The organism is Spiroplasma litorale (genome assembly GCF_001267155.1).
Lineage (GTDB): Bacteria > Bacillota_I > Bacilli_A > Mycoplasmatales > Mycoplasmataceae > Spiroplasma_A > Spiroplasma_A litorale.
This window is the reverse complement of record NZ_CP012357.1, coordinates 749,831-762,618: the sequence shown is the minus strand read 5'-3', so window position 1 is coordinate 762,618 and position 12,788 is coordinate 749,831. Positions and strand designations below refer to the sequence as shown.

Genomic DNA, 12,788 nt, shown 5'->3' with positions numbered 1-12,788 from the left:
ATTAAAAAAATAGATGGTTTTTTGTCTAATATTTTTATATTTAATAACTTGTAAGTTATTAAATTAAATAATTAAATGTTCAAAAGTTTTAATAAATGGATATTTATTTTTTATAATCATTTAATACATGTGAATAGTATTTTTATTTGTATTAAATATACTAAAAACTATATTGTAAAATATAAATTTAAAATACAAAAAACTCCACAAAAATTATTATGGAGTAATTAGTGCAACATTTTAATTTAATATACATTATTTATTGATTAAGTATTTACGTTTTTTAAGTTACATTTTTATTATTTCAATATTTCATTAATTAAACTATCATCTATATTATTAATTAACTCTTTAATTAAATCGAATTTATTATAACCTTTCTTAGTTAATTCATTTATAGTATTTCCATCTACGTCATTTACATTATTATAAGAAATTGCATTTATAATTGTTTCTTTTATATAGTTGCATTCAATATTATTTTTTATTGCCAAAGAAAAGGGCATTAAAATCCTTTCATCTAGCTGAATTTTTTTTATTGTGTTTCTAGCCACTCTTTCAAATTCATCATTTATATGAATATTTTTAAATCTTTTAATTACTGTGTCTATAAAAGTATCTAAAGATTCTTTTTTTAAATTAAATTCTAACTCTAATACTTTTGATATTTCTAATAAATAATTTTTTAGAAATAAAATTAGTTCTTTATTATTTTCATCATTTAAAGTTTTGTTGATTATTTTATTTTTAAATTTTGATAATTTTCATTCTTTTCAAGATAATGATGCATGACCACCATTTAACATTCAAACTTTTTTGCAAATTTCAGCATTTATATTGTTGGTGTATGTTATATTATTTATTTTTTCAACCTTAACAGGCCAATTTGTTTCATCAACAACTCATGAGTAATATGGTTCTACCTCAACATTAGCGTCTTCTAAAACTTTATTAGGTACTATTCGATCCACCATTACATCTACAAAAAATATTAATTTATTATCATAAGAGTAATCTTTTGATATTTCCTTAGAAAACCAATTAGAAATATTTACTCCATTTTCACAACACATTATAATTAAATTCTTTTTAGATACTTCTTTTATCTTAATTATTGATATGATTTGATTTTTAATAAAACTTAAATTATTAGAACCTATCGATGTAGTTATTATGTCGATATTCTCAATATCAACATTTTTTTCTAAATCTTGTGGTTTTACAGCTTTGTATCCTGTTATAAATGTTGTATTTTTATTTTCATCTAATTCTATAACTTTATAACTGCTTTTATTTTTTAATAAATTTATAATATTTTCATTACTATCTACAAATCAAAATTCATTATTTTGGTTATTGTTTAATAATATTGGGGCGATAAATCCTCGTCCAATATTTCCTGCTCCATAGTGTATTATTTTCATTTAAAAATTGAACTCCTTTACAAATAAATCTTCAGAAGGATTTTTAATTAAATTTTCAACATATTCTATGTCCATCATTTTTTCTGCAATATTTGCAAGTATTTCAACATGATTATCAGATTTTGCTGCAATCCCTATAAAGAAATGTACTGGATTTGAGTCATAATCTATTGGATCTTTAAAATGAATAATGACAATACCATCATTAATTACTCCCTCATCATTCATACCATGTGGAATTGCTAAGTAGTTTCCTATGTATACAGAGTATTTTTTCTCTCTTTCTAACATTGACTCAATATATTTATTTTCTATATATCCAAGCTCTTCTAAAAGTTTTCCACATTGCTTAATTGCATCATACTTATCTTTTGCAGATTGATTAATTTTTATATTTTCTTTTTTTAAAATACTATTTTTCATATCAATACCTATTAATTTTCTATATATTTTTTCACATATAATTTTATGTACTTCATTTTTTTTGCTTAACAACATAAGAATTGGCAATACCAATAAATTACTTAGGTTATACTCGCTTAAGTCAATTGAAGAAATAACCAAATCATAATCTTTTAATTCTTTGATATTTATCATTGAATATGACATGTTATTAATTTTTGCATTCCTATACAAAGAGTTTAAATGATTTTTTATCATTGCACTTTGACCCATTCCGCCAATACACACAGTTAAAATTTTAAAATCTAAGCTATAGATGTACGAATCATATCAAACAAGTATATGTATAAATATTTCATAGCTTAATAATTCATAATTATTAAATTCTTTAAAATATTTAAAAACATTAGAATTAATAACATTTCATAATTCATCATATTTATCCCTATAGTTCGATAAATTCTTTGAATACTCTTCTAAGATAAACTCATCTTTATTGGTTATAAATAAATTAGAAGAAATATGATTTTGAATTCTTTCAATGATTTCCTCATTTATTTTAACTTTATATTTAAATAATTTTTCTATATCATTTATTAGTTTTATAATAAATTTGTTTATTACTAATTTGTTTTGTAAAAGATTACCACTATCTTCAAATAAAATATCTATACTATCTTTAATATATATACTTTTAATTGTTTCTATAAATTCATTGTAGTATTCAATATAATCAACCTTATTCAATATGCTTTGATTATTTTTATGATTAAGTCAAAAAGTCAACTTAATTGATAAAATAATTACATTCAAATTTGACATATTAATCTGATTAGATGTATATTCTAAAATTCAATAAAATATTTTGTTATAAATATTAATATTGTATTTACTTTTTAAAAAATTATAAATATAATTTGAAAAAAGTTTTTCAATTTTATTTAGTTTTAAAATTGAATAAACTTTTTTAAATAACAAATGATTAATTGTCAACTCAATTAAAATATTTATATTACTTTCTGATGAAATAGTTGAAAATTTTACCCCGTATTTTGTTATGAATAAATTTATATCATTCTTCTTTAAAATTTGTTTTAAGTTTTTTAAGTCATTTTCAAATAAATTGGGTGATATATCTAAATCGTCTACTAATTGAGTTTTTGTAACACAATTGTCTTTGCTTACAGTTAAATATATGTAAAGAAGTCTTTCCTCTTTTAAAAGAAAATTATCATCTAACTGCAGTTTATCCAAAATATTCATTGATTTTCCAAAGAATTCAATTTCATTATCATTTACTATAATATTATTTTCATTATTTTCATTATTTTCATTTAGTCAGATATTAATATCGTCAATATCTCTATTAATAGTTTTTTGACTGATATTAAAATGATTCATTAAGACAGTTTTATCAACCTTTTTATAGTTTAATAATATATAGATTATTCTAAACTGTCTCTCTTTTTTCATTATTTATCTCTTTAATTTCTTTAAACTCATTAATTATTTTATCATAAAATTGTTTGTCTAAAAAATTTGAGATGCTTTTATGGATTGCATTTGGAGCTTTTTGTTTTGCATAATCAGTTAATTGACTTTGAGTTATAACGTATTTACAATCTTTTGGTAATTCTTTTACAGGATAGTTAATTACTTTAACATCTATTTCATTTTCTTTTAATTTTTTTCTCAATAACGAAGCTCCCATTGCACTTGAACCCATTCCTGCTTCACAAGCAAATATAATTGTTTCAACTTGACTTAAATTAACTATAGTATTTTTATTTAAATTCAATTTTTTACCTTTAATTTCTTCAAGTTTTTTTGTAGCATTATCCAATTCTTGCCCACTCATTTTTTTGTATTTTTTTCTCATTATAATATGAATTAATGATCCCATAAGTACTGAAGCACCACATGCTCCAAATACACCTAAAAATACACCTGCATAATTCATTGGTTCAGATTTAATGAATGCTGCAATAGCTATAATTGATCCAGGTGATGCTGGTGCAACTAATCCAGCATCAAATATTTGAAATATTGCATCACCTACAAGACCTCCAGCTATAAGTGCAATTATCATTTCAAGTTTCATTAATATGAAAGGGAAGTATACTTCGTGTATTCCTCCAAAAAAATGAATGATCGATGCACCTGCAGCGTTTTCTCTTTGTTTTTTATCAAAAATTATTAATGTAATTAAAGCTCCTAGTCCAGGACCTGGATTTGATTCTAGTAAATAAAGAATTGATTTTCCTTTTCCCAAAACCATTTCAGGTGAAAGTGCTGTAAACACACCATGGTTAATTGCATTATTTAAAAAAAATATTTTTGCTGGTTCAACAATCAAAGCTGCTAAAAATATAAGTTTATTATTAATTAGAAATCTAACCATTTCAGCTAGAGCTCATGTTATTGAATTAAAAACATAAGGCATTCCATAAAATGCACCTATACCTAATCCAAATGCTAGAAAACCCATTACAAAGTTATTAACAAGCATTTCAAATCCTTGTTTTATTTTACCTTCTAGTAATTTGTCTATTCCCTTTAAAATTCCTGCTGATGCAGGACCAACTATCATTGCTGATAAAAATTGGGGTGAAGCACTAGAACCTTCTGCAAACCCTGGGTTTCTTTGATTACCAACAATTACTGCAAAAACAACAAATGTTGCAATAAAACCACCTCGATCTTTATGAACTAATCTACCAGCATTAAATCCAATCAATATAGGAATTAAATAAGTTATTATATTACCAACTACATAGTCATTAATTGCTTGCACTGGAGTTCAACCATCTGGTATAAAAAATGCAGTAAGTAAACCTCATGCAATCATTAATCCAATAATAGGCATAATCATTGCGCTTAATCAACCACCAAACTTTTGAATTCTTCTCATTGAGGTTCTTTTATTAAAATTATTAATAATAAATAATTTAAATTTATTATTAATATCTCTTTTATTAATATCTTTTATTATTTCTTCCATAAAATTCTCCTTTCATTCAAATTATTATAAAAATTAAACATAATATAAAGTGTTTTAGAGATTGTTTTTGTCTACTTACTAGACAAAAAAACTTATGTATTCCAACTCTTTTTCTTAGGTTTTTTTAGCTATATTTATTATTAAAAATCTAATAAATTTTGTTATTTTATTTAAAAATCATATTTTTTATAGATGATAAAGATTTTATAATTATAAATGTAGCATTTTTGTAATATTAAAAATAGTTAAATTAGTTTATGTAGTTAAATTTAGATGCATCATAAAAATTTAAGTTACATTAAATTATTATATTTTAATCATAATTTTCTTAGTATTTTAAATCTAGTTTAATAAAAAAGGAAATTATATAAAATTTTTTGTTAAACTGGAATTAGGAGAAAATGTTATAAGTATGAAAAAAATAAAGAAAGGGCATTTGGATTTGTTATTAACAAATAAAAATGTTAATTTGTTTAAAGAGGATGATAAAGAAATTATTGACAACATTGACAATGATTGGCTTTTAGGACAATTAAATAAATATTTAAGAGATCATTTAAAAGACTTAAATAATATAAATGATAAAATTAATTTTTTAAATAATATATTAAATATTGTTGTACCTGAAAATTTTACATCAATAAAGGCGATTAAGTTTGATACTAAAAATCAAGTGAAATTAGATAACCTAAGTAAAAATGAGTTAATTATTAAAAAAGTATGAAATAACCTTGAAAAAGAATTTTTAAGTTCAGAATTTGTTTACATAATATCACCATTTATTAGTGCTGAAATGGTAAATAAGTTAGAAAATTTTATTAAAGAAAATAAAAATGAATTATTTAAAATGATAATTATTACAACTACTTATGATGGTAGAGCAAAGTTTTTAGCAATAGAACAGCTTGTAAGGCTTGAAAAAAAATATAAAGATAAAGTTAATATATACATTGAAAACTTATTTGAAAGAACAAATAGTAGGTTACACATTAAGGCTTATTTCTTTAAAAGAAACAATAAGTTTAGCACTTTATATATAGGAAGCAGTAATTTTACCAAAACAGGTCAGATAGCAGGTAAAGAATATAATATAAAAATTAGTGAGTTTAAAGAACCGCAAATAATTGACCAGTTTTTATGAGATTTTAACAATCTTATAAATGATAAAAATTTCATTAGAGTTTATGATGAAGAAAGAATTAAGGAATTAATTACTTTACAACAACTAAATGAGGATAATTTTGATCAAGAATATGATAAGAATAACAATATAAATACTATATTTTCAAAAACTTACAATAAAAACAAAGCATTAATACCATTTGATTATCAAAATAAAATAATTAATGAAATAATAAATAGAATTAAATCAAATAAGAAAAAACATTTACTAGTTATGGCGACTGGTACTGGTAAAACAGCAACTATGGCATTTATCTATAAAAAATTAGTTAAAATGTTAAGTATAAATTCCTTCATTTACATTGCCCCATCAAAAGAAATTCTTGATCAAGCAATGATGACATTTAGAAATATTTTAGATGATCCTGATTTTGGTATTGATTTGTATGATGGAAGAAACAATGAAGTAGATATTCAAAATGAGAATTTTATATTTATAACTAAAGATACACTATATTTTAGAATAGAAAGATTTAAAAACAAAAAATTTGAATTTGTTATATTTGATGAAGCTCACCACGTTGAAGCTAAAACGTTTAAACAAGTTTTTGAATTTATTGCAAATAATTCAAAACAAGTTTTTGGCTTGACAGCAACCCCAGAAAGAACTGATGGAGTTAATATAAATAAATATTTTGATTATGAACATGCTTGTGAATTAAGATTATATGATGCAATTGAAAATGAAATGCTATCTGATTTTGATTATTATTTCATAAAAGATGACACAATCAACTTGGAAAACTTAAGTATTAAAGATAAAAAATTTGAATTAACATTTAATAATTTAAAAAGATATGAGTTTATATATAATACAATCATTAATAGAATTGGTAAACAAAGAAAAGATATTAGAGCAATTTTGTTTTGCTCTTCAACTCAAAATGCAAAAGAATTATCTGCATTTTTATCAGAAAAAGGAGAAAGAAGTAGTTACATAACTACTGAAAATAATAAAAATAGAGATCAAAATATAGAGTTATTTAAAAAAGCAAAAATAAACTACTTATGCGTTATGAATATACTAAATGAAGGTGTAGATATACCAGAAGTAGATACTATTTTCTTTTTAAGACCAACAACTTCTTTAATAATTTATCTGCAACAGTTAGGTAGAGGACTTAGAAAAAGCTTAGATAAAAAATTACAAATATATGATTTTGTTAATAATGTTGATTTAAATGTAAACAATAACTTTAATCCTTTTTTACCATTTATACATTTAACTAATAATATAAAAGTTAACTGTCTAGAAAAAGCGATAAATTCAATAAATAATTATTTACCTGGTAATTCAAACTTTCATTTAACAAATTTAGAAAAAAAAGATTTTATTGATAAGTTAAAAAACTATGAAAAAAATCATTTATTCAAGTCCATATTAGAAGAATATCGCGCTGATGGAACATTTGAAGAATATGAAAATTATTTCACAGAAAAAAATGTTGATATATATGATTTTTATTTGTCAAAAAATAAAACTTTTTTCAATGAAAATTCAAAAAGTTTAGCAGTTATTAAAGCATTTTTATTTCCAAATATTAAACAATTACTTGAAGAAATCGTTATATTTTTATCTGAAAAAAGAATTCCTAAAAGCAAACTTATAAAATACATAATTTTAGCATCTTTTTATCATAGTCCAAATAAAAAAGACATCTACTACAATGATATTAATTTAGCATTGGAATTAATATTTAATGAAAAAAATAAATTGATTATCAAAGAAGTTTTGTATTTATTGAAATTTAAATTAAAAAATGAAGAAAATCTTAATAATATATTAACTGATAACATTGAAAGTTTTATTGGAGTAGAACTGAATCATTCGCAAATGCAAGCTTTGTGTTCAATAAACATTAACGAAGCTGGATTTAAGGGAAAAGGTGTTCAAGGAATTATAAAAAATGAAAAAGATAAATTGTTTTGTATAGATGCAAATAGAACAAAAACAAACCTATTTTCAGATAGTGGAAATTACTATGATGATGTAGATGATATTTTTTATTGAGATACACCAAATTCTTGAAAAGTAGGTCCAAAAAAATTAAATGATCAACAAGCAGAATTTTTAAATCTTGATCTATATAAAACTTATTTATTTTACAATGATGATAAAATTTCAGAGAAAAAAACTTATAGAAATAGAAAACTTATTGGTAAAGTTGAAAAAGTAATAGAAAGAAAAACAATTATTAGAAAAAATGAGTCTAATATTGAAGAAGAAAAACTTGTATTATTATTAAAATTAAAGAAAGCTTTCTAGACTCTTGCAAAAAAAAAAAAAAAACTAAAATTATCCTTAAGGGGTAATTTTTTTATGTCGAAATTGAAAGTTTTTGAAGCATTTGCGGGTATAGGAGCACAAAATAAGGCTCTAAAGATATTAAAAAATAAAATGAAAATTGATTTTGAAGTTGTTGGTACAAGTGAATGAGATATTTGAGCCAATATAAGTTATAATGCAATGCATAACAATAATGAAAATAGAGCAATAAATTTAAAAGATAGTGAAATAAATAAATATTTATCAAAATTTACACACTCCAATGATGGTAAAAAACCAATTGATAAAAAGTTTTTAAATAGATTAGATAGAAATACAAGAGAATTACTATATAGTTCTTATGAAGCTTGTAATAATCAAGGAAGTATAGTTGATTTAAAGGGAGAAGATTTAATTAAAAATGTTGGAGATGTTGATGTAATTACTTATTCATTTCCATGTCAAGACTTGTCTGTTGCTGGTAGCTTTCATGGTTTTAATCAAGGTATGAAAAAAGGAAGTGGAACTAGAAGTGGTTTGCTATGAGAAATAGAAAGAATTTTAAAAGAATTAAAAAAAATTAATAAACTTCCTAAATATTTATTATTAGAAAATGTAAAAAATATGATTTCTGAAAAACACAAAGAAGACTACATTGAGTGATTAATTTTTTTAAAAACAATAGGTTATAATACTCAAACATATTTGTTAAATTCATTAGAATTTGGTATTCCTCAAAAAAGAGAAAGAGTTTATGCGATTAGTGTATTGGGTAATGATAATTTATTCCCTGATACTTTAAACCAAAAAAATATAATTATTGAGAATGAAAAGTTTCAAAATGTTTCAAAAGAACTAAATTTAATTAAATCATTGAACGAAATATTAAAAACTAATTATACGAATAATATATATAAAGATGAAGCGATAAATGCAATTCCTAATAACACTCCAAGTAGGATTAGGATGTACTGTGAAAATCCAATCTTATATACTAAAAAAAATTATGAATATCCGCTAACAATAAAAAAGAATAATAAACTTTATGTAAAAAAAAATGACGGTTATTATTTACAGTTGTGTCGAACCATTACAACAAAACAAGATAGACATCCAAATGCAGGAATAATAGATATTAGAGAATCTAAATTATTAAAAGAAAAACATAAATCAAATTATAGATTTTTAACACCCAGAGAAACTTACTTGCTAATGGGTTTTGATGAAAAAGACTTTAACAAAGTAATAAAAAATAACATTAAAAAAGCTGTTTTATATAGGCAAGCAGGTAATTCGATAACGGTAAATGTTTTAGTCTCGATATTTAAAAAAATTAATGATATTGATAATGAGGTAAAAAATAATGATTAGTACAAATTATAATTTTATGAATGATTTTTATGAGTATAAGTGAATATTAGAAGAACTAAGCATCATTGAAGAACGTTTTATTATTGAATCTGATTACAATGCAGTATTAATTAATTCTTATACTATTTTAGAAAAGTATTTTAAAAATATTTTAGGATTAGAAAATAGTAAATTAGGCCTAGGAAAATTAGTTGGTGAATTAAAGGAATATTTTAGATCTAGATTAGACAAAAGAATCGACTATAGAATATCAAATTTGCTTGACTATATAGTTTATGAAAGAAATGCAAGAGTTCATGGTGATAACAATAATTACTTGGATACTATTGCCCCATCGTTTAATCAATGCATAACTATTTTAAAACATTTAAAATCAATATTTAGTTATTTTATATTTGAGCTTGAAAAAAAAGATGTTGAATCTAAGCCATTTGATGAAGAAATTTATTTTGAAAAATCAAATAAAGGAAGACTAAACTACGATAACGTAAAAGAGTTTGATGACCCGCAAATTGATATATTAAAGGTATCTGTAGGAAATTTGGTTTTAGATAAAAATAAATTTTTTATTATTCCACCATATCAAAGAGACTATCGTTGAACTATAGATGAATGCTCTGAATTGCTAAAACAAATTATTGATAAAATGAATTCAAATGAACTTGTCTATTTTGGCTCAATTGCCTGCAAATACACAAATGTTCCAAATGACAGAGATAAATTTGAAATAAAATTAATTGATGGACAACAGAGAATAACAACTTCGTTAATCCTATTTAAGGCTTTATTTGATGTAATGAAAAGAAAAGAATTAGAAGAAAATAATATTAATTTTGAAATGCCTGATGATTTGTTATGATTGTTTGATTACAAAGATAATGGCGTTTATTCAGAAAAAAGAATTAATGAAAAATATCAAAATTATACAACGGATAGAAAATCAACAACAGAAGGTATTTCAATAATACTTAGAGGATACAATAATAGAGCAAGTTATGATGAAGAAATAAGAATCAAACTTTCAAAAAATCAAGTTTATGATAACTACATGTATTTTTATAATGAACTTAAAAGTGAAAGTCTTGAAGATTTAGAAAAATTATATAAATTTTATTATAATAAATTCATATTTTCTTGTATAACGTTTGATAGTAATGACAATAATAACGAAATGGAAATTTTTGAAAATTTAAACTCTAAAGGAAAAGATTTAGATACTTTTGATATGATCAAAAATTATATTTTTAATACCGTAGAGATAAATTTATTTAGATCAAAATCTAAGGAGTTTGTGATGGAATTTTCAAAATATTTTAGACTAAGTACAACTAAAACAGATTTGATAGGAGATGAGGCTAATAAAAAATATGAAGAGTTTTTGTATAACTATATAACTTATTTGAATGCAACAAAGTCTATAAAAAAAGACGCCTTAAAATTTAAAATCCAAAAAAATAAAAGAAGTCTTTTAAAAGGTTTTAAATCTTTTTATGATCAACATAATATAGATGAAGAAGAATATTATAAGCTATGCTCTGAATTAGGTAGATATTTTTATATATATAAAACTTTAAGAGTAGATAAAGTTGGTATGTATATGAATTCGGCAAGCGAATTTTCAGAATTCGGAGATATTTTTAAAAATATTAGCCATAAAGATTTTACAGTTTTAGTTTTTTATTTAGTAGATGTGTATTCTGATAAAGCCTGAAATAAAGATGAAAAAAAAATAAGTTTTTATAACAAAGAATATTTAAGAGAAGCTCTTTTTGAAATTGAAAAATGATCTTCTTTGTTAGTTCAAACAAGAGGTACAGGACAATCTTTTAAAGAAACCATTTTTGTAAGACTTATAAATTATTTAAAATCATATCAGTATTCAAATGATTTTAAATCAAATCTACCAAAACTAATGAGAAATTGATTTGCTGGAAAAAGTCCAATTTCTAATAAATCAATTTTAGAATATCTAATTCCAAATGACCATAAGTTACCAACTTATGATGAAATAATTAATTCATTTAAAAATAATAAAGTTCAAAATAACGCGTTATCATTAGTATTTTTAACTAGAATTGAAAAATATTGAATTAATAGTGAAACAAAAGCTGACCAAAGCGTTATCTATAAAAAGATGACAGTAGAACATATAATGCCGCAAAAACTAACTGATGAATGAAAAAATATGTTAACAAATGGTAAAAAATGAGATAGTAAATTTGAAGATAAATATAATGAATGCTTAGATAAAATTGGTAATTATTTATTATTAGACTCACCTAATAACTCTGAACTAAAAAATATATCATTTTATAAAAAGAAACAAAATTACTCTAATACTTTTTCTAGATTGGCAAAAATACCATTTAATATTAATGATGAAAATTTAATAACAATTGATAGTTTTACATTCAACGATATTGATAATAGAAGTGCAAAATTAGCACAAATACTTTTAGAGGATGTATATGAAATTAAAAGAAATTAATGAAATTCTTGATTTATTCAAAAATAATAATGACTATCAATTTTGAAAAATGGGAACAAACATACCTGCAATTATTGAAACTTTTTTTGAAAAAATTAGTGTTATTAAATCTTCAGATAGGGTAAGTTATATAAATTTAATTAGTTTAAATAATAGGTACAAAATTTTATGTAATAATTTTGATGTAACTCCTTCATTAACTTTTTTTGAAAATGGTGTTTCTTGATCGACAATGAGACAATTTCTTGATGTTTTAGAAGCTTTTTTTATAATTAAAAAGAACTCTAATTATAGTATTATTTATGATATAAATATTTGTCAATTATTGAATAAAAATTTTGACATTGATATGTATTTAAAAAATCTTTTTAAAACACTTGTAGACAACTTTACTAAACTAACAAAACATGGTAAAAAATTATATTATTCGATTATAGTTGCATATTTGGTTCAATTTATTGAAAATAAAGATAATGAGTATATAGATATAAATCAAGGCAAATATTCAAACAAAAAAATTAAAATTTCAGAGATAAAAAAACATATTAAACAATGTGGTTATAACTTTTTTATAAATCAAACATTATTATTAGGCACTAGTGCAGATATTATAAAAAATAATATTCAGAAACTTTTAATTTCATAAAATAGCAC

General features: G+C 22.4%; 7 protein-coding genes. 4 read left to right on the top strand and 3 right to left on the bottom strand.

The features are described from left to right. Positions 1-299 precede the first annotated feature (299 nt). Genes SLITO_RS03565 through SLITO_RS03545 form a run of 3 tightly spaced genes read right to left on the bottom strand, consistent with a single transcriptional unit; the run spans position 300 to position 4,827 of the window. Complete coding sequence (locus tag SLITO_RS03565) at positions 300-1,424, bottom strand: mannitol dehydrogenase family protein (RefSeq protein ID WP_075058404.1); 1,125 nt, start codon at positions 1,422-1,424, stop codon at positions 300-302. Beyond that, positions 1,425-3,299: a PTS sugar transporter subunit IIA gene (locus SLITO_RS05865; protein WP_083433368.1), complete on the bottom strand. Its 1,875-nt coding sequence runs from the start codon at positions 3,297-3,299 to the stop codon at positions 1,425-1,427. After that, positions 3,277-4,827: a PTS mannitol transporter subunit IICB gene (locus tag SLITO_RS03545; protein ID WP_200901508.1), complete on the bottom strand. Its 1,551-nt coding sequence runs from the start codon at positions 4,825-4,827 to the stop codon at positions 3,277-3,279. Before SLITO_RS03545 ends, SLITO_RS05865 begins: the two co-directional genes overlap by 23 nt. Positions 4,828-5,239: 412 nt before the next feature. Here SLITO_RS03545 and SLITO_RS03540 point away from each other — a divergent pair, with 412 nt between their 5' ends. Genes SLITO_RS03540 through SLITO_RS03525 form a run of 4 tightly spaced genes read left to right on the top strand, consistent with a single transcriptional unit; the run spans position 5,240 to position 12,780 of the window. After that, positions 5,240-8,275: a DEAD/DEAH box helicase family protein gene (locus SLITO_RS03540; RefSeq protein ID WP_075058403.1), complete on the top strand. Its 3,036-nt coding sequence runs from the start codon at positions 5,240-5,242 to the stop codon at positions 8,273-8,275. A gap of 54 nt (positions 8,276-8,329) precedes the next feature. Continuing rightward, positions 8,330-9,646, top strand: a complete 1,317-nt coding sequence (gene dcm / locus SLITO_RS03535; protein ID WP_144416409.1) for a DNA (cytosine-5-)-methyltransferase — start codon at positions 8,330-8,332, stop codon at positions 9,644-9,646. Next, positions 9,639-12,134 carry a DUF262 domain-containing protein gene (locus SLITO_RS03530; protein WP_075058402.1) on the top strand — a complete coding sequence of 832 codons (2,496 nt, stop codon included), beginning with the start codon at positions 9,639-9,641 and terminating at the stop codon, positions 12,132-12,134. Before dcm ends, SLITO_RS03530 begins: the two co-directional genes overlap by 8 nt. Then, the gene (locus SLITO_RS03525; protein WP_075058401.1) at positions 12,115-12,780 is read left to right on the top strand and encodes a hypothetical protein; all 666 of its coding nucleotides are present in this window, start codon (positions 12,115-12,117) and stop codon (positions 12,778-12,780) included. The genes SLITO_RS03530 and SLITO_RS03525 overlap by 20 nt, the downstream gene beginning before the upstream one ends. The last annotated feature ends 8 nt before the right edge of the window (positions 12,781-12,788 follow it).